Origin of the sequence: Bacillus sp. T2.9-1, assembly GCF_950097965.1 — a bacterium.
Classification (GTDB): Bacteria; Bacillota; Bacilli; order Bacillales; family Cytobacillaceae; genus Niallia; species Niallia hominis.
The window spans coordinates 135,783-162,250 of the sequence record NZ_CATNHG010000001.1 but is presented as its reverse complement, the minus strand read 5'-3'; the positions used below and the strand labels follow the sequence as shown (position 1 = coordinate 162,250).

Below are 26,468 nucleotides of genomic sequence, written 5' to 3'. Positions count from 1 at the left end.
TATTCTTCCAAGGTGAATATTGAAATTGATGAGCAAGTAAGTATTAGGTAGAAGGAACTAATTATATAGACGTTTTTTCTTATTAAAAGTTGCATTTTTTTTTGGAAAAATTGATAAGGATAAATGAAAAATATGTTGAAACTTGAAAAATAAATGTATGATATGTTCTGTTAACAAAGGTTATAATAAATTTAGAATAGAGGATGATCCTATTTTAGGCTGAATAATGAGCATTTTATACTAAATGAAAGAATTTAAATACGAAAGGGATGCAACAGAAATTAGTACCCAAAAATTAAAAGAAACTATAACAATCGAAAAGGTTCATTTTGATGTAATTAGCAAATTACTGTCTTTTACTGTTACAAGCGGACAAGCGGAAATGTTAAGTAATATCGTCTTTGTCGAAAGAAGAAGTCGGTTAGAATGGTATGCGAATGAGTATTTTGACAAAAAACAAGATGGTATATCAATTAATCTTAGCAATTTTATTCATACTTATTATAATCAAATCTCTAGATGGGATATCTACTTAGAGGTAACCTTAAATACGAAAACGACGAAAAGATACCGCATTCGTTATTTGGAAGATATTGATGAAAAATATCGAAACTATTTGCAATCAGCAAAAACCGCAGATGTAAATGTGGTAACACCTTATTTCACTATTAATAAAGGTTTATCCGTTGTTATTACACAACCAGATTATTTAGCGACGGAAAAATCTGATTTGAAATTTCGAATTACTTCCTTTTTGATGATTAATAATAGAATCCAATTCAAAATAAAAATTAGGTTACCAAATAAAAAAGAAAAGATTCATTTCCGCTCTTTTATCCTAAAATATAGAAGTAAAGTAGACGATATGCACTATCGCTTTCCTATCAAAAAGAGTACATTAAAAGACGATGTAGTGCTGTTAGAAATAGAAATAGATATCGCTAATTTACATTTGGAAAAGTATTATTGGGATTTTTTACTAGAAGTAGAAAATAGGCAAGAAACGTTTTTAGCAAGAATTCAGAATCCATCAGGAAAGATAAAGAAAAGGTTAAGGAAAATAAAAGCCCAACAATCTTACGAATTCGATAATGGAAATTGGGTTTATCCTTATTTAACAGCGGCGAATACCATTGCCCTGTTATATAAAGAAAAGGAACTTCATGATTCTAATAGAAATCAATGGAAAGAAAAATTTGCTTGGGTTGTTTCTATCCTATTTAGTTGGTATTTTCAAAGAAAAAAGATTTGGCTAGTTTTTGAAAAATTTTCTGATAGTGCTCAGGATAACGGCTATTATTTCTTCAAGTATTGTTATGAGCACAATAAGAAAAAAAATCTTTACTATATTATAAAGCAGGATTCTCCAGATTATAGCAATATAGAGTCTATGAAAGATAAAGTAATCCATTATATGAGTTTTAAATATATGGTCTACTTATTTGCATCACAATTATTAATCTCCTCTGAAGCAAAAGGTCATGTTTATGATATAAGAGCATTAAGAGGAAGATTAAAAGATACACTTGAAAGAAAAAGATATGTGTTTCTTCAACATGGGGTAATAGCGCTTAAAAGAGTGGATTCTATTTATAAAAAAAATAGTAGAAATGCTGCGGATTTGTTTGTGGTATCATCTGAGCATGAAAAGAAGATAATTGTTAATAATTTTGGATACAACCAAAAAGAGGTTATCGTTACTGGATTAAGCAGATGGGATGTCCTAAAAGATAAGAGTCAAGAACATAATGTAACGAATATTATGTTAATGCCAACTTGGAGATCATGGATGGACGATATTCCAGAAGAAAAATTTATTGAAACCGATTATTATAAGAATTATCTTGCCTTTTTGCATTCAGAATCATTATTAAAAATATTGGAAGTTAATAATTTATATCTGCAATTCTACATCCATCCAAAATTCAAGCTTTATATTGATCAATTTAATAGTTCCAACCATCGAGTCAAAATCATTTCATATGGAGAAATTAAAGTCAATGAGTTATTAATGAATGCAAAATTACTTATAACCGATTATTCTAGTGTGGCATGGGATATGTATTATCAAAAAAAACCGATTGTATTTTTTCAATTTGATTTAGAGGATTATTTGAAATACCAGGGAAGTTATTTGGATATGGATACAGAGTTATTTGGGGATAGAGCATTAACGCAGGCAGATTTAGAAAAACTTATTCAAAAGTATATTTTGAATAAGTTCCGAGAAGATAGAAAATATGCGGAAATGAGAAAAAATCTGTTAAGCTATACGGATAATAATAATTCGAATCGTATATTTGATGAAATAATGAAGCATAAACAGACTCTATACAAGAGAAAGAAAAAGAATCAATTCTTGATGAGAACAATCTGGGATTATTTATTGATAAGGAAGAAAAAATTAATCAAGAGAGAATACCTAAAAAGCTAGTAAAAGGTAAATTAAATATAAAAAATATAACGGCCCAAGAAAATAAACTCAACTTTACTATTAGTGAAGAATTTCTCCAAGAGAGAATACCGGGTAAGATAACATTTTATTTGGTAAATAGAAAAGATAAGCAAAAGTATTATTTTGAGAATCAGGATATTAAGGAAGATAAATATGTTGAATTAAACTTTAGTGCTTTTGCAAATGAATTTGCTGGGAAATATTCAAGATGGAATATGTTTGCTGAAGTAATTTTTGACGACTGTATGGAAGAATGTCGAGTAGGTGATTATGATAATCAGTTAAAAGACAAATACCAAAAATATTTTGAAAATTTGTCTGTGAACGAAAATTTCGTCGTTGCCTCCTATTTAACCATTAAGGACGAAGTGTCTATAGTAGTAAAAGATATAAAATTCTTTTACCCTGAAAAATACAATATTGAAACCTTTATACAGAAAATAAATTTGAAGAGGGGATATTTAACTGGTAAATTTACCGTATCTGTTCCTTTTAAATTGAACTTAGAAGTGAACGAGATAGTTCTAAAATTAAGATCTCAAATTGAAGTGGAAGAACACTTAATAGAATTTACTTCGAGAAAAATTGGAGTCTCAACCATAGAAGTAGAGTTCAAAGTAAATATTGAAAAGACAGTACTTAAGCAATTCTACTATGAAGTATTCTTAACGCTTTCTTTAAATGGGGAAAAAGTATATAAAAGGCTAGAAAATGCATCCAAAAAATTAAAAAGGAAAGTAAATCATTCTATTCTTTCTAACAGATATTTAACAGATAACCAAAGTATTGTATATCCATACATAACTCCCAAAAATGTTTTTTATCTTGCTTTTAGACAAATGGATAGTAGCGAATCTTTAAAAGATGTCATTAATGAGTTATTTGCTTATCCTTTATATAAGTTGGCTGAACCTTTCTTACTTAAAAAAAATATTTGGTTAGTATATGAAAAAAATTCAGAAACCGCGCAGGATAACTCTTTTTATTTCTTTAAATATTGCTATGAGAAACACCATGATAGGAATATTTATTATGTTATAAAGAGGAATGCAGCTGATAGGGCTAATTTGAAAGGGATGGAAGATAGAGTAATTTATTTTATGAGTATGAAGCATTTAATTTTTATGTGTGCTGCAAAATTACTTGTTGCTTCGGAAACAAGAGGACACTTATATTTATGGAGGCATCAAAGAGGTAAAATTAAAGACATCCTTAACAGAAAAAAATTCGTGTTTCTTCAACACGGAGTCACAGCGTTTAAACTAAATGACAATGTATTAAGGAGAGACTCTGATAGTGCCGTAAATTTATATGTAGTTACTTCTGATTATGAGCGAGATATCATTAGTAATGGATTAGGGTATGATCCGAAAGAAATTATTGTTACAGGTTTTACAAGATGGGATTATTTAGTTGATAAATCTCACCAAACTTCTCCAAAAGAAATCTTTTTAATGCCAACTTGGCGAGGGTGGTTAGATGAGGTTCCAGAGGAGGACTTTGTTAATACACCTTATTTTAAAAATTATATGTCCTTTTTAAATTCAGATATACTACACTCTTTACTAGAAGGTAATAATCTAAAGTTGAATTTTTTTATTCATCCGAAGTTCAAACAATACATTAGTAAATTTTCATCTGAAAGTCCATTTATTCGAATTATTTCATTTGGAGAAGAAAAGGTTAATGAATTATTGATGAGAACATCATTGTTAATCACTGATTATTCTAGTGTTGCATGGGAAGTGTACTATTTGAAAAAACCAGTAATCTTCTTCCAATTTGATATAGAGGAATATGAACGTTTAACAGGAAGCTATATAGATATGAATGAAGGATTATTTGGAGATCGCGTATTTGATTCTGATGACTTAATAAAAACAATTAAATATTATGTACAGCAAAATTTTAAGGAAAAAGATATTTATGCGAATCAAAGAGATAAATACTTCAAGTATATTGATAATCAGAATAGTGAAAGAGTCTTTAATGAAATAACGAATAGTAAGGTTTTATTTGAAGATGAAAATAGACGGAAGAAATTAAGATATGAAAAAATAAGAAAAAATAAAATGGCGTCTTATTTTTGGAATAAGGCTATGAAAAATACAAAAGCAAATAAATTAGCAGTAAAATTAAAAGATTTAATACGCAGAAAAGTTCTGAATTAAAATTTTATGAGTAAAAATTAGTCAATATTATCAAAGATACCGGAATAACCTGTAAATATAGGTTATTCTGGTTACCCTTGGATATAAATGGTTTTTAATGAAGTAATGAAAAATACCTATGAGGGAGAATAAATATGGCGTACAGAATTGCAGTTATTGGGAGTTGTGTTAGCAGGGATGTATTTAATAGTAATATTATTCCTGACTATAAGGAGCTGTATGAGGTTGTTTCAACTGTTTGGCAAACTTCCATACCAAGTCTTATATCAAAAAAAATTAAAATAACAGACGAAGACATGGAATTATCAAAAGAACTGTCTAAGCATAGATTAAACACCTTAAAAAGAGATATAAAGAAGACGCATTTAAAGGAATTAATAGAGTCTAAACCTGATTTTATTATTATCGATTTTTTTGCAGATATAAGATATGGGTATGTTAAGCTTAACAGTTCAGAAAATTATTATTTGACTAATAATCCTAATGGGTTTAGGCAGACAAGATTTTATAAAGAAAAAAAATACGGTAAAACATATAACGTTCATAAAAATAAAAGATTCTATGAATTTTTTTATAATTCGTTTGATAAATTCTATAACATGGTTAAAGAAGAACTTCCTAAAACAGTAATTTTGATTAACGGGTTCGTAGAATCTTATGGATATATTGGTCCTGAAAAATACCCGTTAAGATACGATGAGGAAACACTAAGTGATATTCATGAAAATAACAAAGAGTATCTAAGTATTTACAAACATCTAGAAGAAAATTATTCAGACATAACTGTTATAGAGATGTCTAAAAAAATATATTTTGGGGACCCTGACCATATGTTTGGTAATGCACCTTATCATATGACTAGAGAGTATTATAATGATTTATATAATCGTATCACCCAACAAGTTTTAAAATTTGAACAAAATAAACAGTAAATAGAAAAAGACAGTATGCATTATTTATGGTTATGCTACTGTCTTTTTCTATTAATACTCTATTTATTATCCACCCAATCGATAATAAGAGCTGATAAATTGGAACTAGAATTACCGATAGAAAATGTGTTCCATTCTTGATGAAATTCTTGGATTTCTTTTACTCTAAATGAGTTATTTATTATGGTATTAACTATTTCTTCTGTTGAATGCACTACTGGTCCAGGTACCATTCCTTCATAAGGTTCCCACATGCCACGATTTTTAGTATATTCTTCCAAATCATAAGGGAAAAATATCATAGGTTTCTGTAGAAAAGAGAATTCAAAAGGAATAGAAGAGTAGTCAGTGATTAAATAATCTGTAATAAATAATAGGTCATTAATTTTTTTGTAGTTTGATAAGTTTAAAACAAAATCTTTATATGTTTCTATATCTATATTAGTTTTAATCGCTGGATGTAATTTTAATATCAATAAGTAATTTTCACCTAGATTTTCTTTTAAAAGAGGAATATCGATAGGTAACTGATAGTTATCTAATTGATCATCTCGGAATGTAGGAGCATACAATAAAATTTTTTTATCTTTAATAGAAGGATAAGTTAAAGATAAATCTTGAATAATTTTCATTTTCATTGCTTCATCGAAAAAAATATCGGTTCTTGGAATTCCAGAATAGATAAATTGGGAAGGTTTAGCTCCAAATGCTTCCATAAAGACATATTCCATTTTTTTTGAACCTACTATAATATTTTCAAATTGGTTATAAACATGTTGAAAACGTTGATTTGCTTTCTTGCTTCGATGTTTTATAGATGGGTCCTTTAATCCGAATTTTTTAATTGCACCTGCTGCATGCCATATCTGAACTTTTTTCACTTCCTTTCTAAATGTAACAGCAGAAAGAAAACCAAAGTAATTATCCAGTATGATAACCTTAGCAGTTGCAAGATGATAAATAGAACGAAGAAACAAGAGTAATTTCTTTGGTTTTAGTAGTAACACTGTATCATTATTACTACTATTTTTCCTGAAATATGAAAAACAGCCAATATTATCGCTAATTAACACGATACGTGCATCCGGTATATTTTTAATTAACTGTTTATAAATAAACTCTGCATTTTCTACAAAAGAAATACAAAAAACAATTTTTCTTTGTACAGGAAAAATTTTAAAAATATTAAAGAAAAAGGAGAAAAAAGCTAGGTATATGTTAATGGCAATTTCTCTAACCATTATTAACTCTAAATAGGTCTTTTTTTATCTGTGTTGTTGAAATCCCAACTGTTCTAGGCAGATATATAACCTGGCAATATTCATTTAAAAAATCAAATTGACCTTTCCAATCGTCTCCCATAACAAAGACATCTATTTCATTGTCAATTACATCTTGTATTTTTTGTTCCCAACTGTTTTCTGGAATAACTTTATCTACATAGCGTATAGACTCTAGAATGGCTTTTCTATTTTCAAAACTGTGATAAGCTTTTTTGTGTTTTTGTTTATTAAATTCATCTGTTGACATGGCTACGGTCAGATGATCTCCCAATTCTTTAGCACGCTTTAATAAATTTACATGGCCCCAATGTAGTAAATCAAAGGTACCATATGTGATTACTTTCTTCATTTTTTTCCTCCTAAAAGGATATAATAATAAAATCTCTCATTATCAGATATATAGCAATACTATTGCCTTTATTATATTGTCTGAATCAATTAAAAAGTTATACATGGGAACATAATTTAATACAATACAGTTATTTTAAGGCTTTTAATTCTAAATAACAAGTTGATATTCATTATTTTGGGTATAATAGTTACTATAAGTTAATCATGTATTTCGGTGCTAAAATAGTGAGAGACGATACAACGAATGTATAATACTTTCGGAAAGTTTACAATTGGCTAAAGTAAGAAAAGGCGATAATCAAGCTATTAAAGAGATGCCGAAAGAAATGCTTCCTATTGTGGATAAACCAACCATTCCATATTTAGTCGAGTAAGCAAGTGAATCAGAAATTGAAAGATAAGAGAGCCAGAAAAAGTGAAAGAATCATGTGGGAATTCATTATATTAGACAAAAGAACTAAAAGAATTTGGACATGCTTTCTGGTTTACCACAAATTGCAGATAATTGAATTAATTCTTGTAAAGGGTTGCCAAAAAGTTGGTAACCCTGTTTTATCCGAATTATAGTCCTTTTTTTAGGTTTGAAATCCCACCCACTAACGGATATAATGTTTGATAGATTAAGAAGCCCATTTTATTGAAATAATAATTCATTAATCACTTGTCACAGAATATAAGGGGAGATAACACAATGAGTGAATTGGAAGTTAGCAATCATAAAGCAAAGGAGCTAGAAATAAAAGAGAACAAGGTTTATATCCAGTTCTATTTCGATGATACTATGCTTTCAACTGAGCGAGGTGCACTTCTTTTTTACTTAAAGGATAGTGAGCAGTATTTGCACTTTTCACTTGCACGAATCTCCTCTATAGATGGACTTGGATTGTTTGAAGCAGTGGTTGATTTAGAAGAATGCAGCAAGGAATTTTCCAAAAAGGGAACTTGGGAAATATATGTTCAATTAGAGAATACTCAAAAAAAAAGATTGTATAGTAGTGAAAAAGTAACAAGGTTATTATACTACTATTTTGAAAAAAACAACCGTGTGTTCTTCCCTCATACGACGAATAAAGGAGAACTTGTTTTTAAAACATCTGAGCCTTTATTATTTGCTGCGATTGATAAGGTGAATATAAAAAAAGATGGATTTGTTATTTTATCTGGCTATTATGATTATCCTGAATGGCATAAACAAGCACCCTCTAAAATAAGTGGAATGATTATAATGGAGGATGATGTAAATAATCATATTTCTCGTTTTTCACTAGAAGAGAGAGTGATGGAAAGTTTAAATAATCATATTTCTTCGTATAGAAGGTTTGAAACAATTATTGATTTGAAAAAAGGGTTGCACAGTTTAAAAAACATTCATTATAAATTTCATTTAGAGATTAGTTATCAAGATGAAAAAAAACATAAAAAGATAAAGGGTCTTCCATTATCTTATTTACCGTCTATCGGAGAAAAAAATAAATTGAGAAAAATATGTTCAATTTCACAATCCAAAAAAAGAGTAAAAGTAAGACGAAAATCAGAAAAAAATTATTTATCCATTTCTGTTTCACCTTATTATCAGAAACAACAATTATATGAAAATACAACAAAGCTCTTAAAAAAATGGAATAATGTAAATAAGCTACTATTCCTGTATAAATTACTATTTAAGATAGTAGGATATTTTCCTGCTAAAAAGAACACGATTGTATTTGAAAGTTACTTAGGAAAACAATATAGCTGTAATCCTAGAGCGATTTATGAGTACATTCAAAATAATCATTCGGAATTTAAAACCTATTGGAGTGTAGATCCAAGGTATTTGGAAAATTTTGATGGGGAAGGTTTAGATGTTGTACCTCGCTTTTCAATAAAGTGGCTTTTTATCATGGCGAGGGCTGATTATTGGGTAAGTAATAGTAGATTGCCACTTTGGATTCCTAAACCAAGGCATACGACGTATTTGCAAACATGGCATGGAACACCGCTTAAGAAATTAGCAGCAGATATGGATGAAGTATATATGCCAGAGACTAATACGAAAATGTATAAAAGGAACTTTTTGTATGAGGCAAGAAATTGGGATTATTTAATTTCTCCCAATGTGTATTCTTCGGAGATTTTTAAAAGTGCATTTCGCTTTAATAAAAAAATAATTGAATCAGGATATCCAAGAAATGATATCTTGCAAAAAGAACATTCACAGGAAGAATTGGATAAGATGAAGGAAATGTTCTCAATCCCTTTGAAAAAAAAAGTTCTATTATATGCACCAACTTGGAGAGATGATCAGTTTTATAAAAAGGGAAAATATAAATTTGATTTGGAATTAGATTTACATAAGTTAAGAAAAGGACTTGGAGACGAATATGTTGTCATTTTGAGGATGCATTATTTAGTGGCGGAAAATTTTGATCTTTCTCCTTATAAAGGATTCGCCTATGATTTTTCTAATTATGAAGATATTAGAGAGCTATATTTAATCTCTGATATGCTCATTACCGATTATTCGTCTGTTTTCTTTGATTATGGAAATTTGAAACGTCCAATGATTTTTTTCGTATATGATATTGAAACATATCGTGATAAATTGAGAGGCTTTTACTTTGATTTTGAAAAAACAGCACCTGGACCTTTAGTAAAAACTACAGAAGAGGTAATCGAATCTGTGCACAATTTAAAGGAAAGTATACCTAGTCAAAAATTCAATGATTTTTATAACAAGTTTTGTTATTTAGAAGACGGTAAAGCAGCTAAAAGAGTAGTTAATGAAGTATTTTTAAAGTGAACGATAGAAAAAATAATGAAGAATGAATACTCTGCCTTTCTAGAGGCAGATAAATAATAGAAGGGCAAACACAATGATGAAATCGATGTTTAAAGTAATAAAAGAACAAATAGATAACTTTCATTTAATACAAAGGCTGTCCATGTATGAGTTGAAAAGTTCAAATAGAAATAATTATTTAGGGATTCTGTGGGAGTTTATTAACCCCGCTATTCAAATCGCAATCTATTGGTTTGTTTTTGGCTTTGTACAAGAACGAGATACAGTTCTAGGCAAACATGGAGATATTCCCTTTTTTGTTTGGATGCTCTCTGGAATACTTATATGGTTTTTTGTTTATCCAGCCATTACACAAGGATCTAAATCCATTTATACTAGACTTCGAATGGTCTCAAGAATGAATTTTCCATTGAGTGCGATACCATCCTATGTAATATTATCTTTATTATATCCCCAACTATTATTGATGGGAATTATAATGATTATATTCCAGTTTATTGGATATCCTATTTCGATATATTACTTGCAAATACCATATTTTTTATTTGCAGCTATTATATTTTTATTTGCGTTAGCACTCATAACAACAACTATCTCAACTATTGTGCGTGACTTTCAAATGCTACTAGTATCGTTAATGCGGGTTCTTTTGTATATAACACCAATCTTATGGCCAGCTGGAAGATTTAGTGATTCTTCGTTAGGGAAGATTTTTGATTATGTCATGCTATTAAATCCGCTCTATTATTTAGTAGAAGGCTACCGTTATGCTTTGTTAGGAGAAGGATGGTTTATTACGGCGCATCCTACAATTACAATTTATTTTTGGGGATTGGTCCTCCTCCTATTAAGTGTAGGGTCATATATGCATGTGAAATTTAGAAGACATTTTATTGACTTTTTATAATGGAGGCGTCGTATGGAAAAGTCTGTTATAGTGAAAAACTTAACAAAAAGATATAAATTATATAAGAATAATTCGGAGAGACTAAAAGATATATTTCTTCCGAAAAATTATGGAGAACCTTTTTTTGCTTTAAAAGAAGTTAGTTTTGAAGCTGAAAAAGGAGATGTTATTGGATTTGTGGGGGTGAATGGTTCAGGCAAATCAACACTTTCTAATATAATAGCAGGTATTGTCCCACAAACTTCAGGAAAAGTGGAAATTGACGGACAAGCATCCCTAATTGCAGTATCGGCGGGAGTGAATGGAGAACTAACAGGCCGTGAGAATATTGAATTAAAGTGTTTAATGCTTGGATTTACTAAGCAGCAAATAAAAGAGCTAGAACCAGAGATTATCGAGTTTTCTGAGCTTGGAAAATTTATTGATCAGCCAGTAAAATCCTATTCAAGTGGAATGAAGTCTCGTCTTGGCTTTGCGATTTCGGTCCATACAGATCCAGATGTATTAATTATTGATGAGGCGTTATCAGTTGGAGATAAAGCTTTTGCTGAAAAATGCTTGGAAAAAATGAATGAATTTAAGCAACGTGGAAAAACGATGTTCTTTGTCAGTCACTCGATTGGTCAGATGAAACAATTCTGTGAAAAAGGAATCTGGCTTGAGCATGGTGAAGTGAAGATGATTGGTAGTATTCAAGAAGTAATGCCTGCATACGAGAAATTCTTAGCAGATTATAAAAAAATGACTCCTAAAGAAAAAAAGGAATTTCAAGCGTCTGGTCTAAAAAGAAGAAGCGATCCAGCATTTGTTGGTAAGGTCTAAAAAGAAAGAAGCTGGTCATTTTTTGCTTTTTAAAACCGTTCTATCATTTAGAACGGTTTTATTTTAAATTAGATTGAGTTGAAAGTTTTTAGGTTTTTGGTGAAACTTTCTTAAACAAGTGCCCGTCATATATAATAATAATTAAGTTATATTTATTTATGATAATAAATTTGTAATATAAATGTAAAATAAGGGTATGATTTATTAAGCCACGCTATATTGTATTGTGTTATAATAAATTTCGATTATAAGCAAGAATAGACAGATGCCTAAAAAATGTACGTTAGTATAGGCATTAGGGAGGATCTCCATGATATATGTAATGCTCGTGGTATGTTTTATTGCTTCTATCTTACTCACTCCATTAGTGAAGAAGCTTGCATTTAAAGTTGGGGCAATGGATAAACCAGAAAAACGAAAAGTACATCAAAAAATTATGCCTCGTATGGGCGGTTTAGCTATATATATTAGTTTTATTATCGGTGCATTAGTGATTAGTCCAGATAAAGACTATCATTATCCGATACTAATTGGTAGTGTGATTATTATTGCAACGGGAATATTAGATGATATCTATAATCTTAATGCAAAGGTTAAATTTGTTGCTCAAACTATTGCTGCAATAATTGTAGTCGTTTGGGGTGGCGTACAAGTTGAGTTTATCAATTTACCATTTGGTGGACAATTAGAATTTGGATTTTTGGTTATACCAATAACGATTCTTTGGATTGTAGGCATCACGAATGCCATTAATCTAATCGATGGTTTAGATGGTCTTGCCTCAGGTGTTTCCTGTATTGCGTTATTTACGATTACTGGTATGGCGATGATTATGGGAAATGGATACGTAATTGCGATTTCTTCGATTGTGTTAGCAAGTACGCTTGGATTTTTATTGTTTAACTTTTATCCGGCAAAGATTTTCCTTGGAGATACAGGAGCGTTATTCCTCGGTTACATCATTGCAGTTATGTCATTATTAGGATTTAAAAATGTAACGTTAATCTCATTTGTTATTCCCGTTATTATTTTAGGAGTTCCTATTTCTGATACATTCTTTGCTATTATTCGTCGCTTAGTGAATAAACAGCCATTAATGGCACCAGATAAGTCTCATTTGCATCACTGCTTGTTAAATATAGGGTTTACCCATAGACAAACGGTTATTATTATCTATGCTATGGCTTCATTTTTTGGACTTGTTGCTGTGATATTTTCCATGGCAAAAGTATGGGGAGCCATACTCCTAATTGTAACAGTCTTGCTCATCATTGAATTAATTGTTGAAAAGATTGGTTTAGTAGGAAAGAATTATAAGCCTATTTTAAAATTTCTTAATGATATAAAATATTCAACTGATAAAAATCGATAAAAAAGCCCTTCTTGAGAGGGCTTTTTTTTTTGTGAAATTATATGATAATAAATGGGGAAATCGAGGTTATAATAGTCTATGCTTCTCATCTAACTCTTCTTCATAATAATCATCATCAAACTCATTCCAAATGCTCGGTTCATGGTCATTAAATAATGGTTTTTCAATAGCATCATTTAAGAAAGTTAACATTTTTTTTAACAAATATAACACCTCATTATATCTAATTCATTTTTATGATTAGTATTGTCAAATTAAATGAAAAATATTATGGAATCTTTCATTTTCACTAATGCATCTTGTAATTTACCCGTGATTTTTTCTTGTTTTGTGGGATGGATTTTTTGGGGAAAGAAGTATGTATTTAAAAAAAAGAATTTAAAAAAGAACATTGACGAATCAATGCTCTTGTAATAGCTGTATTTTCTTATTTCACATTCTTCACATATTTTGCTGATACATAGCCTGTTACTTTTCCATACTTAATTTTATACCAGGAACCGCTTTTGGCGTATATTTTTACTGTTTTCTTGTTTGGGATTGATCCGACTATTTTTGATGAAGTGGTGGGCTTCTTTCTAATATTTAGCTTTGTAGCTTTTACGCTCCCTTTTTTCACTTTATATAAAGTGAAATTTTTTGTAGCTGTTTTCTTTAATTTACTTGAATTTACAGTTTCAACATATGCTTTATAGCTTCCATCACTTGTTTTTCCAACGCTCCAAGTATAGGAATGAGTTCCTGCTTTTAATGACTTATTGGAAGTAAGAGTCTTCACGACTTTATTCTTACTGTTCATAATCTTTACAGTTGCTTTTGTTGATTGAATGACATGAAAGCTCACCTTTACTTTATTGCTAGTGGTATCATAGCTAGTTTTCACATTTTTAATGGTTGGTGCAGAAGCTTTTTTTATAGTGAAAGCTTGTTTAACTACTTTTTCTTTGCCAATACTATTAACAGCACTAATATTTAACGTATATGTTCCGTCGTTAACATTTCCTACATCCCAACTAAAAGAGGATGATCCTGCAGATAATGCTTTGCTGCTTGCTAATGTTTTCACGACTTTATTTTTGCTATCTGTAATGGTCATTGACGCTTTCGACGGTTGATTAACAGAGAAGGATGCGTGCACAGTGTTTGTATTTGTATCAAAGGTTGTTTTGATAGAACTTATTGTTGGTGTATCTAGTTTGGCAATTTTCACTGTTGCTGTGCTTGTTGTTTGAATGTTATTATTATCTGTTGCGATGATTTCAGCCGTATAATTACCGTCAGCCCAAGTTGATGTATTGACAGTGTAAGTATAGCTACCAGCGTTCAATGAATCATTATCTAAAATTGTTGTTTTGATCTTACCTGTAGTGTCTTTTATTCTGACGATTGTGCTAGCTGCTTTTGTAAGGGTGAATGACAAGTTAACTGCATTGTTAGAATTCGTAAAAGAAGCTTTCATATCTTTTATTTCTGGAGCTGCTATTTCCGAATCTGTATATTCTGTAACTAATTGTGCTGCAGGATAATAAAACGCTAAGATTGTATTATACTTTTGTCCCGCATTAGCACGGTTATTAGCCCCATATTGACTTAGACCAACTCCATGGCCATAGCCTCTTCCTGCAATACTATGTGTTGTAGTGTTTGAAGAACTTTTTGTCACAAGATAGCTTTTTACATAATTGAGTCCAATCATAGCCCTAACTTTCGATGCAGCAACATTTGATTGGTTTATCTCTTGCAAGATTAGTTTTCCATTTGTGTCAGTCATATCTTTCACATAAAACTGAATAGAGATGGAACCGGTGCTAACTCTTTTTGTTGTGGAAGGATTTGTGAAAGATAAAGAAGGAACAGAGACAATTTTTATATCTTTGTCTTTATAGCCGTTATTTTTCAACCAAGTTTTTAGATTAGAGACAATAGCACTGTCCTTTTCCGAAACATTGTTCCACCATGTATCTGGATTTTCTAGATCTTTACCTTCCATATCAATTTGCGTTTTTTGGACATCGAAGCTCCAAGTGTAGCTTGTATCATAGGAATCCGCCGCGCTCTTTAGATAGGCAAAATCGTTGCCCCAAACATTTTTAGCCGATTCCATTAATCCACCATTACTAGCTGAGTAGACAGCATCGATTAATTTATTGTTATATTTTAGGACTTGTCCAGTTGTAGCTTCGACTGCCTTATCAGAATTAGGATGAGAACCACTTAGTCCACCGTAAACTTGATGGCTAATTGTATCTGTAATCGTCTTTCCGCCATAATTCCATGAGTAGGTACGTGCTGCAATTGCTTGGGCTTTTAAGGCTTCTATATTCCAGGAAGCAGGCATTTCACTAGGAACAACGCCTTTAAGGTATTCTTCCATTCCAATCGTATTTATCGGGCGGATATAGCTTGAACCATTTATCGTTTCTATAATAAATTCAAAGGAGCCTTTGTATTTTCTATCATTAATCATTAAATAATCATTAGGATTGGATGGTGTTAATGTTAAAGAACCTGATTCCAAAATAGCTGTACTTCCTTTATATAATTTAAGTTTAGATTGTTCTAACTTAAGGGTATAGGTAGTTGTATTATTTAAGGTGATTTTTCCATCTTCGGTTGTATATGTTCCAGATGGTGTGATAGAAATTTGCGTTTTATTCCCTAGATAATTCTTTAGCATAACATGTACTTGTGGTTCGCTGGCACTTGCGTATGCATGCTGTTCATAAACTGGTAGGATTGAAATAATTAAGAATAATGACAACAAAAATGATAGTGTTTTTTTCATTCTCGTTTCTCCTTTATTTAATTGTCATATTTATAAAATAATTATTTGGAACATTTTTTTTAGGGAAGGGGATGGAAAGACTATTATTCTTTCATTAAGAAGCTAGTATGATTCTATCATACTTTTATTCTATTGATTCGTGGTTAATACTGGTATTTTGAAAAGACTTTTGTCTTTCTAGGATGAAACAATTAGAGAAGAAACTAATATAAATTTTTGCAAAAAAAAAAGGACATGCACGAATGGAAAAGGTGCATGTCAGATATAAATGATTAGTTTAAAGCGGAAGAATCTGTTGTTGTATCTGTTTCTGTTGGTGTTTCAGTTGAACTGTCAGAGTCAGAAAAAAGACTGCTGCTCACACCTAAATGCTGCTGAAGAATGGATTTTGTTTCAGCTAAGGCTGCTTCATCTAATTCATAAATATATTTGCCGTCAACTCGGCCGTCATAACCTGTTAATGTAAGTGTCTCTACTTGTAAACCATTGTCTGCTGTTGCATAGGCAATTAATGATTGCATATCGCTGAATGAAAGATCGGTTGTCATATTGCTTCCTACTGCTTCCATTACTTTTGAATATTTTGTAATTCCTTCTACTGAAATAGCTTTTTTCATGATTGCTTGCATGATTAACTGTTGTCTTTTTCCACGCTCAATGTCGTTATCAATTTTTCTTGTTCTAGCAAGGGCAAGTGCTTCTTCTCCGTCCAATTCTTGATATCCTTCTTCTAGATGGATAGCTCCTGCTTTATCTTTTGAGTTTTGCTCTGTAAAAGTAACTGGAACATCGACATCAATACCACCTAAAGCATCAACAACATCCATGAAAGCGTCAAAGTTCATTTTTACATAATAGTCAATTGGAATCTCTAGTAAATTTTCTACAGTATCTAAAGTAGATGTAACTCCGCCAAAATAATGTGCATGGGTAATTTTATCTTTATAGCCGCGTTCAGGAATATATACATAAGAATCACGTGGAATGCTTAGTAATTTAACGGACTTTTCTTTCTCATTTAAAGTAGCAACCATTAAGGCATCGGAACGAGAACGTGTTGTTCCAGATTGACTTGATCTCTTTTCGCTGTCGTCTACTCCAATAAATAAAATGGAAACATCGTCGATATCTGGGTCCACTCTAGTTTCCCTTTTTGTATCACGATCAATTGGTTCATATGAATCATCTGCAACTGATTTTGCTTTTGAATAGAGAGTTGCTCCATAACCAATGCCTGCTAAAATAATAACAAGCAGAGGAACAAAAATAAAAAGTTTTGCTTTTTTTCGTTTCTTTTTCTTATTATCCTTTATATATGTTTCTCTTGATTTATTTGCCATAAGTTTCTCCTTTGTAAATAAAAAATACCACCAAAAGCTATATACTATATTAACGATAAATATCGGTTCCGTAAATTAGCATTTTTTGGCTATATTAGGTATTTCTTTGTATGGTGAAAAAAATTAAATAAAATTTTCTGCATAAATCTTTTCTTTGTCTGTCATAATACCTTGTCCATTCGTTAAGTCTGTTATCCACGCTTTGTAGTTTTCGATTTGATCTGAATCTACAAAGACTTCGATTTCAACCTTTTCTAAATAGTGAATGTCTTTGATTTGATAGTTTGAGGACCGTAATTCATTTTCCATTTTACCAAGTAAAGGATACTCGATGGAAACACTGATTATTTGCTTTAATTTTCTTTCGATGATGCCTACGTTTGTCAAGCCTTCTGAGGTTGTTTTTCCATAAGCGCGAATAAGTCCTCCAGCACCAAGCTTGATCCCACCAAAATACCTTGTTACAACAACGGTAGTATCTTTTAGACCTTTTTTCTTGAGCACCTCAAGAATGGGTACTCCTGCTGTGCCACTTGGTTCACCGTCATCATTTGCCTTTTGAATTTGGTCATGCTCTCCAATTAAGTAAGCAGAACAATTATGTGTTGCGTCTTTATGTTTTTTCTTTATTTCTCCTATGAAAGCCTGTGCAGCTTCTTCTGTTTCTGTTCGCGCAATATGTGCAATAAACCGCGATTTTTGTATAATTAGCTCGTATTCTCCGTAGCTAGGCACAGTTAGATAGGAAGGAAGCATACTGAAAGCTCCTTTCATTATGTCTTTATAACCGTCCATTGTTTAAAGTGCGATTAATTTTTTCTATCTATAAAGACGGGTGTATCGATTAAGCTTTTCGAAAAAAAACAGGAAAATCGATAATTAGTCTTATTTCATTATAATTCGACAAGGTCTATTCTTCAATTATTGTTCTCTTTGTAATCAAATCTTAATATAGTGATTTAGCAAGCGTGATATAATAAGTAAAACTCCATGCTCGAAAAGACCCGCTACATATGGAATGGGCTATTCTACATGGAGCGGCTTGTGTTCATGTTCTAACCTATATATATTTCTTTTTCTTTGTTTTTCGTTTAGAATAGGATAAAATTATATTAGCGAATTTTTACATACTTTTTCACAGCAATCTTTGGAATTGTTAGGTCTTAAGACATGGTTTTGAACAGGGGGATATGTGTCTAAATAACGATTTTCATTTATTTTATAATGAATTATACATATTATTAACTTTCAAGCTAAAATAAGAATGGATGTTGGAAGGGTTTTAGCCTTTTTGGAGGAATTATATATGTTAATAAGGAAATTTGACACAAAAACGTTAGATTATATTGTGGAACAAATGATTCAGACTGTTGGTTCCAGCAAGGACGAAATTTTTCGTATCGGAGAACAATGTCGACAAGATTATGAAACCCTTACCGAAGAATTAAAAGAAATGAAAGTACTTGTGTTAGAAACGATAGAAAAAGGAGACGAGCTAGAAATCCAGTCTCGATTTGCTCGTAAGCGCTTGTCAGAAGTAAGTAAGCATTTTAATGAATACTCAGAAGCGGAAGTAAGAGAAGCTTATGAAAGAGCACATACGCTGCAAATGGATTTAAGCATGAATCGGCATCTTGAAAAGCAATATCGTGAGCGCAGAGATGATTTGGAACGCCGATTGTTAGGACTAGATGAAACAATCGAGAGGGCTGAGCATCTGGTTACGCAAATTTCTGTCGTCATGAATTATTTGGTTAGTGATTTGAAACAGGTTGGCGAAGTAATAGAAGACGCCAAGCAAAAGCAGGATTTTGGCCTGAAAATTATCGGTGCTCAGGAAGAAGAGAAAAAGCGACTTTCTCGGGAGATACACGATGGACCAGCTCAAATGATGGCAAATGTTATGATGCGTTCTGATTTAGTGGAAAGAATATATAAAGAGCGTGGTGCAAAAGAGGCGTTTGAAGAAATCAGAAATTTAAAAGTTATGGTTCGAAGCGCGTTATATGAAGTAAGAAGAATTATTTACGATCTTCGCCCGATGGCTTTAGATGATTTGGGCCTCATTCCAACGTTGAAAAAATATCTGAAAACAATAGAAGAGTATCATGAATCGACAAAAATCGAGTTTGCCACAATAGGGAAGGAAGCAAGACTTCCAAGTAAATATGAAGTTGCACTTTTTCGGTTAGTTCAAGAATCCGTACAAAATGCTTTAAAGCACGCAGAAGCATCTAATATTACGGTAAAAGTAGAATTACGAAGAGATCAAATTATCGTTTTAGTTAAGGATAATGGGAAAGGATTCGATAAGAATCAGAAGAAGGAAGAATCCTTTGGCTTAATTGGGATGCGAGAAAGAGTACAACTCCTTGATGGAGAAATAACCATTGATTCCAAACTCGGGGTTGGAACCATTGTTATGATCAACGTTCCTATTAGATGATAAAGAAAAAAAGGGAGGCGGAGCAGTTGACTACAAAGATAGTTATTATTGATGATCACCAATTGTTTAGAGAAGGGGTAAAAAGAATTCTTGACTTCGAATCAAGTTTCGAGGTTGTAGCTGAAGGAGATGATGGCACACAAGCCATTCAGCTAATCGAAGAATACCAACCAGACGTAACCATCATGGATATAAACATGCCTTCTATCAATGGAGTAGAGGCAACAAGACAATTATTAGAGAAATTTCCTGAAACAAAGGTCATTATTTTATCCATACACGATGATGAAAACTACGTAACACATGCCCTAAAAACAGGAGCAAGCGGCTATCTGTTAAAAGAAATGGATGCAGATGCACTAATTGAAGCTGTTAAAGTAGTTGCAGATGGAGGTTCTTATCTTCATCCGAAAGTAACGCATAATTTAGTAAATGAATATCGTCGTTTAGCATTAGAAAATGCTTATTCAGATGAACATCATGTACAAGTAGTAGAAATTAGAAGACCATTACATTTATTAACGAGACGTGAATGCGAAGTTTTACAGCTTCTGGCAGATGGAAAAAGTAACCGAGGAATCGGCGAAGCACTATTTATTAGTGAAAAAACGGTTAAAAACCATGTAAGTAATATTTTGCAAAAAATGAATGTAAATGACCGTACACAAGCAGTGGTTGTTGCGATTAAAAACGGTTGGGTAGAAGTTCGTTAAAAAGAAAGGAGTTACCTGAATCACTAGATGGTTTGAGGAGCTCCTTTTTATTTTTAAAATAAAAGAAGACTTCCTTTTGTTATTCTGAAAATTACTACTTATTTGTTGAAAATCTGTCATAAAATTCTGCGAGTTGTAGGTGTTTTCACCTATATTTTTATTGCAATTCTTGATAAGATAAGTATAAATTTCTTTAGTGATGGGAGGATTGCAATGAATGGAATAAACAGAATTTCGGATCCAGCCCTATTAAAAGCATATACAGATGCTGTAAAGTTAGAGCTAGCGGAAGAGTTCATCATGATCCTCCTTGCTGAACTAAAAAGAAGGAATCTTTCAGTTCCTCACTCCTCTCCAAAATAAAATCTGTTGCTTTATTTACCCTGCCTTTTAAATTTCCATATTAATTCCTCTTTTTGTGCATTATAATAGAGTTAATAAATAATGCAAGTAAACTCTTTTTTAGTTAAAATGATAGACAAACGAATAGATAAGGAAGGTAATTAATTGGATGAAAACAGCTATTGTTACAGATAGTACAGCTTATATTCCTCAAGAAGTGAGGGAAAAGTATAATATACATATGATTCCGTTGACGGTGATTCTCGGTACGGAAGTGTATGAAGAAGAAAGAGATTTAAAAGCTTCCGAATTTTATGAAGAAATTAAAACGAAGGAGCTGCCAACTACCTCTCAACCACCAATTGGAAAGTTTGTGGAGCTATTTGAAAAGCTAGCTGAAAATTATGATGAAGTAATCAGCATTCACTTATCAAGTGGAATAAGCGGTACATACCAAGGTGCTATTTCTGCGGGATCCATGGTAGAAGGATTAGAAGTCTTTGCATATGATACAGAAGTGAGTTGTATGGTACAAGGCTTTTATACAATTGAAGCTGCAAAGTTGGTCCAAGAAGGGAAATCAGCAGCAGAAATAATCCCAATTCTAGATGAATTGAAAGAAACAAGCCATGCTTACTTTATGGTAGACGATTTGTCTAACCTTCAAAGAGGCGGACGCCTATCAAGTGCCCAAGCAATAATAGGAAGCCTCCTTCAAGTTAAACCATTACTTCATTTCAAAGATAAATTAATCGTCCCATTTGAAAAAATCCGCACAAAAAAAAGAGCAATGAAGCGCATTGTAGAGCTTTTGGGAGAAGCAACAAATGGCGACAACTACTACGCCGTCATTATCCATGCTAATCGGGAAGAAGAAGCAAAAGAATGGAAAGCGGAACTAGAGAAAGAATTCCCAAACATTGAATTTTCATTAAGCTACTTTGGTGCTGTAATTGGAACCCATTTAGGTGAAGGTTCTATGGGTCTTGGGTGGATGAAGAAAAGATAATAAAGTTATGCGTGATCCCGGTTCTTGGTGAGAATCGGGGTTTTTTGTGTTGGGGATTGATTGGGGTGCGGGTGAGTGAGAGTGGGGGAGTTGGAGTAAGGGTGGGGAAGTTGCAAGTAAAAGTGGGGAAGTTGCAAGTAAAAGTGGGGAAGTTGCAAGTAAAGGTGGGGAAGTTGCAAGTAAAAGTATAAAAGCTGCAAATAAAGGTGTTAAGCGCAAGCAAAAGTGAAGAAGTTGCAAGTAAAAGTGAGAAAGTCGCAAGTAAAGGTGAGAAAGTCGCAAGTAAAGGTGGGGAAGTCGCAAGTAAAGGTGGGGAAGTCGCAAGTAAAGGTGGGGAAGTCGCAAGTAAAGGTGGGGAAGTCGCAAGTAAAGGTGTTAAGCGCAAGTAAAAGTGAGAAAGTCGCAAGTAAAAGTGGGAAAGCCGCAAGTAAAGGTGGGGAAGCCGCAAGTAAAAGTGAAGAAGTTGCAAGTAAAAGTGTAAAAGCTGCAAGTAAAGGTGAAAAAGTTGCAAGTAAAAGTATAAAAGCTGCAAATAAAGGTGTTAAGCGCAAGTAAAAGTGAAGAAGCTGCAAGTAAAAGTGAGAAAGTCGCAAGTAAAAGTGGAAAGCCGCAAGTAAAAGTGAAGAAGTTGCAAGTAAAAGTGGGAAAGCCGCAAGTAAAGGTGGGGAAGCCGCAAGTAAAAGTGAAGAAGCTGCAAGTAAAAGTGAGAAAGTCGCAAGTAAAAGTGGAAAGCGCAAGTAAAGGTGGGGAAGCCGCAAGTAAAAGTGAAGAAGTTGCAAGTAAAAGTGTAAAAGCTGCAAGTAAAGGTGAAAAAGTTGCAAGTAAAGGTGGGAAGCGCAAGTAAAGATGTGAAAGCCGCAAGTAAAAGTGAAGAAGTTGCAAGTAAAAGTGTAAAAGCTGCAAGTAAAGGTGAAAAAGTTGCAAGTAAAAGTATAAAAGCTGCAAATAAAGGTGTTAAGCGCAAGTAAAGGTGGGCAAGTCGCAAGTAAAAGTGAATTAGTTGCAAGTAAAAGTGGGAAGCGCAAGTAAAAGTGAAAAAGTTGCAAGTAAAAGTGAGAAAGTCGCAAGTAAAGGTGAAAAAGTCGCAAGTAAAAGTATAAAAGCTGCAAATAAAGGTGTTAAGCGCAAGTAAAGGTGAGAAAGTTGCAAGTAAAGGTGAAGAAGTTGCAAGTAAAAGTGGGAAAGTTGCAAGTAAAGGTGGGCAAGTCGCAAGTAAAAGTGAATTAGTTGCAAGTAAAGGTGGGAAGCGCAAGTAAAAGTGAAGAAGTTGCAAGTAAAAGTGAGAAAGTCGCAAGTAAAAGTGAAAAAGCCGCAAGAAAAGGTGTTAAGCGCAAGTAAAAGTGAGAAAGCCGCAAGTAAAAGTGGGAAAGTCGCAAGTAAAGGTGAAAAAGTCGCAAGTAAAAGTAGAAAAACCACAAGCGAAAACTAAGTCTGGCCCCCATCATGCCCGTAAAAAAGCATCAAAATAAATTAACTCTTCAATAGCCCCAACATTTTTCTAAAATAAGCAGGAATTTTCGCCGAGCTCCAAGAATAATGCAATATAAAATGTAAAGGAAGTGATTAATTGATTGTTAAACCAATTGAATATCCATATCGAGCGCTCCAATTAGAAGCTTTACTCTCTAGGATCAAGGCAAATCATCCTAATATTTCTTTGATTAATCAAGATTATCAATGGAAACTGGCGGGTTACAGAGGAGAGAAAGCTGTTGACTTCCCACTTAGTTTTTTACCAGACGAGGAATATTTTATTCTTCATGATTTACGGCTTTGGGATGGAAAGCATTTTTTCCAAATTGATGTATTAGTCCTCCATGCAAAATATGCGTTAATCATCGAGGTGAAAAACATAGTCGGTGAACTATACTTTGATACAGACTTGCATCAAATGATACGAATAAAAGGCGAGGAAAAAGAGGCCTTCCCAGATCCTATTCTTCAAGTAAATCGGCTAACAAGGCAACTCAAGACTTGGCTAGCGGTCCATCATTTCCCCGACATACCGATCTATCCCCTCGTTGTGTTTAGTAATACCAAGTCGATTTTACGCTTAACCCCAACTCAAATTCAAACCTTTAAAAATACTTTAATTCATAAAGAATATTTACCAGAATTAATTCCTAAACTAACTGCTTCTTACCAACCGACCTTCCTTCCATCAAATGAGAGAAAGAAATTGATCAAAGGGTTAAAAAGACAGCATACTCCTTTAGATACTGAGATTTTGCATAAATATCAGGTTGATAAAAAAGATATTATTACTGGTATAAAATGCGAAGGCTGCAATCAATTTTTGATGAAAAAACATATGCAACACTGGTATTGTACTGGGTGCAAACAGAAGGAACGTCAATTATTGATACCTAATTTAAAAGACTACTACTTTCTTTTCGGGGAACAGATTACCAATTCTCAACTTAGGGAATTTTTACAAATAGAATCTATATACACATCATCAAGAATACTAGCAAAATTAAACCTGAAAGTGACTGGAACGGGTAAAAAGACTGTCCATCACTTATCTTTAAACCTTTTTAAATCAGAAATAGGAGGAACCAATGCGGTTTTATATAAAAGACAATCTGCTAATTCCTACTAAAACTAATCCCACACATGCTTACCGAATAGCAGATATTTCAAAAACTCAACTCAACAAACTTCCACAAAAAGAAAATTACCCATTTAACCCATCTCTACAATCCACACTTCAAGGCAAGGCCTTACTACTTGATGAAATTCCTTTTTCCCAAGAAGAAATCCAAGCCCATTATGAAAATGGATATTGTTCTTACTTGAAGGGCATTGATAAAAATGCTCGCAATAAATATATGTGCAGACGATGTGGCAATGAGAATCAGGAGCTGTTTGACAGTTTTCCATGTGCACGGTGTAAAGAGATATGCACATATTGTCGCAATTGCATCATGATGGGAAGAATTAGTGAATGCACACCACTAATTACTTGGTGTGGGCCGCAGTTGAATCAAGATACTTCAGACAATGCTTTGCAATGGAGCGGGACACTTTCACCTGGACAGCAAGAAGCATCAGATAAAATGGTTTCCATTATTGAAAATAAATCTGAGCTTTTAATTTGGGCAGTGTGTGGAGCTGGCAAGACTGAGATACTTTTCAAGGGAATTGAAAAAGCATTGCAAAAAAATCAACGTGTTTGCATTGCTACTCCTCGTACTGATGTTGTCCTCGAATTGGCCCCTCGATTACAGGAAGTTTTCCCAGAGATAAAGGTTTTGCCTGTCTTTGGTGGTAGTGAAAATCGCCATCATTTTAGTCCACTTACAATAAGCACGACTCACCAGCTCTTTCGTTATCAACAGGCATTTGATCTTGTTATTTTGGATGAGATGGATGCCTTTCCTTACTCTGTAGACAAATCGCTTCAGTATGCTGTGCAAAAAGCGAGAAAAGATTTTTCCACGCTTATTTACTTAACGGCAACCCCTGATAAAAATTGGCAGGAAAAATGCAGGCAAAACAAGATTGATTATGTTACGATTCCGGCGCGCTTCCATCAATTTCCCTTGCCTGTACCAAACTTCCAGTGGTGTGGTAATTGGGAAAAGGGACTGAACAAGGACAAGCTCCCTGCGTCAGTTGTTAATTGGATGCAAGAACGTGTTCTGCTGAATAAGCCAATGCTTTTATTTGTCCCGAAAATTCATTATATGGAAAAAGTAAAAATCCTTTTGCAATCAATAGTTGGCAGTTTAGAAACGGTTCATGCAGAAGACCCAGACAGAAAAGAAAAGGTGCAAAAAATGCGGAAGAAAGAGGTCGATTTGCTCATTACAACAACTATTTTAGAGAGAGGGGTTACTTTTCCAAATGTAGATGTTGCTGTGTTAGGGGCGGAAAATCAAATTTTCACAGAAAGTGCCCTTGTTCAGATTGCTGGGAGGGTAGGAAGGAAAAAAGAATTTCCTGATGGAACGATTACTTTTTTTCACTATGGAAAAACAAATAGCATGGTTTCTGCACGAAAACAAATTATGAAAAGCAATAAGGAAGCAAGGCAAAGGGGGATGCTTTTTCTATGATTTGTGTGATTTGCTTAACGCCTGTTACTCCTGATTTTAACTGGACATATCTTTTATCAAAAGAGCCAGAAGGTTATTTATGCATAGGATGTAAGGAAAAGCTTCAAGTAATTATGGGAGAAACCTGCCAGATTTGTGGTCGTCCCCTCGACTTGCTTGATGCTGCTCATGTGGAGGAAGGAGTATGCCATGATTGCCGAAGATGGAATGAATCAGCAGAGTGGAAAGGAATACTGGAAGCAAACCAATCGTTATTTTTATATAATGATTTTTTAAAAGAAACAATCGCTCGGTTTAAGTATCGAGGGGATTTTCGAATAGCAGCATCCTTTGTCTCTTTTTTACCGAAAGATTTTGCAAAAAACAAGGTAGTGGTTCCTATTCCATTAAGTGAGGAACGGTTGTTCGAGAGAGGATTTAATCAAGTAGAAGCAGTTCTTTTCTATGCTAAAGTCCCTTATTTGAACTGTATGGTCCGGTTACATAGTGAGAAACAGTCAAAAAAAACAAGAAAAGAGCGATTGCAAATCGAAAATATTTTTAAACTAGAACAGAAAGAGTCGATTATGGCTCAAGATATTCTCCTTGTTGACGATATATATACTACAGGATCGACGTTACGAAATGCGGCGAAAGTATTAAAGGAAGCGGGAGCAAAGTCCATCACTTCCTTTACGATTGCAAGATGAGGAGGAAC

Annotated in this window: 27 protein-coding genes; 21 read left to right on the top strand and 6 right to left on the bottom strand. The window is 32.9% G+C overall.

The window, feature by feature from the left end; all coding sequences use genetic code 11:
- Positions 1 to 244: 244 nt before the first annotated feature.
- The 3 genes from QQZ16_RS00755 (at position 245) to QQZ16_RS00745 (ending at position 5,558) form a co-directional block, all read left to right on the top strand.
- A complete protein-coding gene (locus QQZ16_RS00755; RefSeq protein ID WP_284560982.1) occupies positions 245 to 2,434 on the top strand; it encodes a CDP-glycerol glycerophosphotransferase family protein in 2,190 nt (729 codons plus the stop codon).
- Between the two features lie 110 nt (positions 2,435 to 2,544).
- Positions 2,545 to 4,626: a CDP-glycerol glycerophosphotransferase family protein gene (locus QQZ16_RS00750; RefSeq protein WP_284560981.1), complete on the top strand. Its 2,082-nt coding sequence runs from the start codon at positions 2,545 to 2,547 to the stop codon at positions 4,624 to 4,626.
- Positions 4,627 to 4,760: 134 nt separating this feature from the next.
- Positions 4,761 to 5,558, top strand: coding sequence for a DUF6270 domain-containing protein (locus QQZ16_RS00745; RefSeq protein ID WP_235250611.1), 798 nt, complete (start codon positions 4,761 to 4,763; stop codon positions 5,556 to 5,558).
- A 59-nt stretch (positions 5,559 to 5,617) separates the two neighbouring features.
- On the opposite strand, the gene QQZ16_RS00740 is transcribed toward QQZ16_RS00745, so the two are convergent.
- Both QQZ16_RS00740 and tagD read right to left on the bottom strand, forming a co-directional pair.
- On the bottom strand, positions 5,618 to 6,799 hold the full coding sequence (locus tag QQZ16_RS00740) for a CDP-glycerol glycerophosphotransferase family protein (protein ID WP_235250620.1): 1,182 nt from the start codon (positions 6,797 to 6,799) through the stop codon (positions 5,618 to 5,620).
- On the bottom strand, positions 6,792 to 7,190 hold the full coding sequence (gene tagD / locus QQZ16_RS00735) for a glycerol-3-phosphate cytidylyltransferase (protein WP_235250631.1): 399 nt from the start codon (positions 7,188 to 7,190) through the stop codon (positions 6,792 to 6,794). Before tagD ends, QQZ16_RS00740 begins: the two co-directional genes overlap by 8 nt.
- Before the next feature lie 693 nt (positions 7,191 to 7,883).
- Here tagD and QQZ16_RS00730 point away from each other — a divergent pair.
- The 4 genes from QQZ16_RS00730 (at position 7,884) to QQZ16_RS00715 (ending at position 13,075) form a co-directional block, all read left to right on the top strand.
- Positions 7,884 to 9,974 (top strand): CDP-glycerol glycerophosphotransferase family protein, encoded by a 2,091-nt coding sequence (locus tag QQZ16_RS00730; protein WP_284560980.1) that lies wholly within the window; start codon positions 7,884 to 7,886, stop codon positions 9,972 to 9,974.
- Between the two features lie 76 nt (positions 9,975 to 10,050).
- Positions 10,051 to 10,881, top strand: coding sequence for an ABC transporter permease (locus tag QQZ16_RS00725; protein WP_235250696.1), 831 nt, complete (start codon positions 10,051 to 10,053; stop codon positions 10,879 to 10,881).
- A 12-nt stretch (positions 10,882 to 10,893) separates the two neighbouring features.
- Positions 10,894 to 11,703 carry a teichoic acids export ABC transporter ATP-binding subunit TagH gene (gene tagH, locus QQZ16_RS00720; RefSeq protein WP_235250641.1) on the top strand — a complete coding sequence of 270 codons (810 nt, stop codon included), beginning with the start codon at positions 10,894 to 10,896 and terminating at the stop codon, positions 11,701 to 11,703.
- A gap of 310 nt (positions 11,704 to 12,013) precedes the next feature.
- Positions 12,014 to 13,075, top strand: a complete 1,062-nt coding sequence (locus QQZ16_RS00715) for a glycosyltransferase family 4 protein (protein WP_235250643.1) — start codon at positions 12,014 to 12,016, stop codon at positions 13,073 to 13,075.
- A 66-nt stretch (positions 13,076 to 13,141) separates the two neighbouring features.
- On the opposite strand, the gene QQZ16_RS00710 is transcribed toward QQZ16_RS00715, so the two are convergent.
- The 4 genes from QQZ16_RS00710 to QQZ16_RS00695 all read right to left on the bottom strand — a co-directional run bounded on the left by QQZ16_RS00710 (position 13,142) and on the right by QQZ16_RS00695 (position 17,956).
- The gene (locus QQZ16_RS00710; protein ID WP_235250645.1) at positions 13,142 to 13,279 is read right to left on the bottom strand and encodes a hypothetical protein; all 138 of its coding nucleotides are present in this window, start codon (positions 13,277 to 13,279) and stop codon (positions 13,142 to 13,144) included.
- Between the two features lie 223 nt (positions 13,280 to 13,502).
- Positions 13,503 to 15,860: a SpoIID/LytB domain-containing protein gene (locus QQZ16_RS00705; protein WP_235250654.1), complete on the bottom strand. Its 2,358-nt coding sequence runs from the start codon at positions 15,858 to 15,860 to the stop codon at positions 13,503 to 13,505.
- Positions 15,861 to 16,132: 272 nt separating this feature from the next.
- Entirely contained in the window at positions 16,133 to 17,200 is a 1,068-nt protein-coding gene (locus tag QQZ16_RS00700) for an LCP family protein (protein WP_235250662.1), read from the bottom strand.
- Positions 17,201 to 17,323: 123 nt separating this feature from the next.
- Positions 17,324 to 17,956 (bottom strand): YigZ family protein, encoded by a 633-nt coding sequence (locus QQZ16_RS00695; protein ID WP_235250672.1) that lies wholly within the window; start codon positions 17,954 to 17,956, stop codon positions 17,324 to 17,326.
- Positions 17,957 to 18,506: 550 nt separating this feature from the next.
- On the opposite strand from QQZ16_RS00695, the gene QQZ16_RS00690 reads away from it, so the two are divergent.
- From QQZ16_RS00690 to QQZ16_RS00625, 14 genes are all read left to right on the top strand, one after another.
- Entirely contained in the window at positions 18,507 to 19,646 is a 1,140-nt protein-coding gene (locus QQZ16_RS00690) for a sensor histidine kinase (RefSeq protein ID WP_031540587.1), read from the top strand.
- Positions 19,647 to 19,672: 26 nt separating this feature from the next.
- Positions 19,673 to 20,359 carry a response regulator gene (locus QQZ16_RS00685; protein WP_031540586.1) on the top strand — a complete coding sequence of 229 codons (687 nt, stop codon included), beginning with the start codon at positions 19,673 to 19,675 and terminating at the stop codon, positions 20,357 to 20,359.
- A 213-nt stretch (positions 20,360 to 20,572) separates the two neighbouring features.
- Complete coding sequence (sda, locus tag QQZ16_RS00680; protein WP_081836754.1) at positions 20,573 to 20,722, top strand: sporulation histidine kinase inhibitor Sda; 150 nt, start codon at positions 20,573 to 20,575, stop codon at positions 20,720 to 20,722.
- 148 nt (positions 20,723 to 20,870) lie between these two features.
- Positions 20,871 to 21,710: a DegV family protein gene (locus QQZ16_RS00675; protein ID WP_284560979.1), complete on the top strand. Its 840-nt coding sequence runs from the start codon at positions 20,871 to 20,873 to the stop codon at positions 21,708 to 21,710.
- 206 nt (positions 21,711 to 21,916) lie between these two features.
- A complete protein-coding gene (locus QQZ16_RS00670; protein ID WP_284560978.1) occupies positions 21,917 to 22,099 on the top strand; it encodes a hypothetical protein in 183 nt (60 codons plus the stop codon).
- Positions 22,062 to 22,265, top strand: coding sequence for a hypothetical protein (locus QQZ16_RS00665; RefSeq protein WP_284560977.1), 204 nt, complete (start codon positions 22,062 to 22,064; stop codon positions 22,263 to 22,265). The genes QQZ16_RS00670 and QQZ16_RS00665 overlap by 38 nt, the downstream gene beginning before the upstream one ends.
- Entirely contained in the window at positions 22,249 to 22,554 is a 306-nt protein-coding gene (locus QQZ16_RS00660) for a hypothetical protein (protein ID WP_284560976.1), read from the top strand. Before QQZ16_RS00665 ends, QQZ16_RS00660 begins: the two co-directional genes overlap by 17 nt.
- Positions 22,517 to 22,678 (top strand): hypothetical protein, encoded by a 162-nt coding sequence (locus tag QQZ16_RS00655; protein WP_284560975.1) that lies wholly within the window; start codon positions 22,517 to 22,519, stop codon positions 22,676 to 22,678. The genes QQZ16_RS00660 and QQZ16_RS00655 overlap by 38 nt, the downstream gene beginning before the upstream one ends.
- A gap of 32 nt (positions 22,679 to 22,710) precedes the next feature.
- Positions 22,711 to 22,842: a hypothetical protein gene (locus QQZ16_RS00650; RefSeq protein WP_284560974.1), complete on the top strand. Its 132-nt coding sequence runs from the start codon at positions 22,711 to 22,713 to the stop codon at positions 22,840 to 22,842.
- The gene (locus QQZ16_RS00645) at positions 22,826 to 22,966 is read left to right on the top strand and encodes a hypothetical protein (protein ID WP_284560973.1); all 141 of its coding nucleotides are present in this window, start codon (positions 22,826 to 22,828) and stop codon (positions 22,964 to 22,966) included. The genes QQZ16_RS00650 and QQZ16_RS00645 overlap by 17 nt, the downstream gene beginning before the upstream one ends.
- 2 nt (positions 22,967 to 22,968) lie before the next feature.
- On the top strand, positions 22,969 to 23,139 hold the full coding sequence (locus QQZ16_RS00640) for a hypothetical protein (RefSeq protein WP_284560972.1): 171 nt from the start codon (positions 22,969 to 22,971) through the stop codon (positions 23,137 to 23,139).
- Positions 23,140 to 23,277: 138 nt separating this feature from the next.
- Complete coding sequence (locus tag QQZ16_RS00635; protein ID WP_235252101.1) at positions 23,278 to 24,312, top strand: nuclease-related domain-containing protein; 1,035 nt, start codon at positions 23,278 to 23,280, stop codon at positions 24,310 to 24,312.
- Entirely contained in the window at positions 24,272 to 25,771 is a 1,500-nt protein-coding gene (locus tag QQZ16_RS00630) for a DEAD/DEAH box helicase (RefSeq protein ID WP_235252100.1), read from the top strand. The genes QQZ16_RS00635 and QQZ16_RS00630 overlap by 41 nt, the downstream gene beginning before the upstream one ends.
- Positions 25,768 to 26,460 carry a ComF family protein gene (locus QQZ16_RS00625; RefSeq protein ID WP_235252099.1) on the top strand — a complete coding sequence of 231 codons (693 nt, stop codon included), beginning with the start codon at positions 25,768 to 25,770 and terminating at the stop codon, positions 26,458 to 26,460. Before QQZ16_RS00630 ends, QQZ16_RS00625 begins: the two co-directional genes overlap by 4 nt.
- Positions 26,461 to 26,468: the final 8 nt, after the last annotated feature.

Bases quoted from the DNA above. Each gene is read 5' to 3' on its own strand.
- QQZ16_RS00755 (WP_284560982.1), top strand. From the start codon at position 245: ATGAAAGAATTTAAATACGAAAGGGATGCAACAGAAATTAGTACCCAA.
- QQZ16_RS00745 (WP_235250611.1), top strand. From the start codon at position 4,761: ATGGCGTACAGAATTGCAGTTATTGGGAGTTGTGTTAGCAGGGATGTA.
- QQZ16_RS00740 (WP_235250620.1), bottom strand. From the start codon at position 6,799: ATGGTTAGAGAAATTGCCATTAACATATACCTAGCTTTTTTCTCCTTT.
- tagD (WP_235250631.1), bottom strand. From the start codon at position 7,190: ATGAAGAAAGTAATCACATATGGTACCTTTGATTTACTACATTGGGGC.
- QQZ16_RS00730 (WP_284560980.1), top strand. From the start codon at position 7,884: ATGAGTGAATTGGAAGTTAGCAATCATAAAGCAAAGGAGCTAGAAATA.
- QQZ16_RS00725 (WP_235250696.1), top strand. From the start codon at position 10,051: ATGAAATCGATGTTTAAAGTAATAAAAGAACAAATAGATAACTTTCAT.
- tagH (WP_235250641.1), top strand. From the start codon at position 10,894: ATGGAAAAGTCTGTTATAGTGAAAAACTTAACAAAAAGATATAAATTA.
- QQZ16_RS00715 (WP_235250643.1), top strand. From the start codon at position 12,014: ATGATATATGTAATGCTCGTGGTATGTTTTATTGCTTCTATCTTACTC.
- QQZ16_RS00705 (WP_235250654.1), bottom strand. From the start codon at position 15,860: ATGAAAAAAACACTATCATTTTTGTTGTCATTATTCTTAATTATTTCA.
- QQZ16_RS00700 (WP_235250662.1), bottom strand. From the start codon at position 17,200: ATGGCAAATAAATCAAGAGAAACATATATAAAGGATAATAAGAAAAAG.
- QQZ16_RS00695 (WP_235250672.1), bottom strand. From the start codon at position 17,956: ATGCTTCCTTCCTATCTAACTGTGCCTAGCTACGGAGAATACGAGCTA.
- QQZ16_RS00690 (WP_031540587.1), top strand. From the start codon at position 18,507: ATGTTAATAAGGAAATTTGACACAAAAACGTTAGATTATATTGTGGAA.
- sda (WP_081836754.1), top strand. From the start codon at position 20,573: ATGAATGGAATAAACAGAATTTCGGATCCAGCCCTATTAAAAGCATAT.
- QQZ16_RS00675 (WP_284560979.1), top strand. From the start codon at position 20,871: ATGAAAACAGCTATTGTTACAGATAGTACAGCTTATATTCCTCAAGAA.
- QQZ16_RS00630 (WP_235252100.1), top strand. From the start codon at position 24,272: ATGCGGTTTTATATAAAAGACAATCTGCTAATTCCTACTAAAACTAAT.
- QQZ16_RS00625 (WP_235252099.1), top strand. From the start codon at position 25,768: ATGATTTGTGTGATTTGCTTAACGCCTGTTACTCCTGATTTTAACTGG.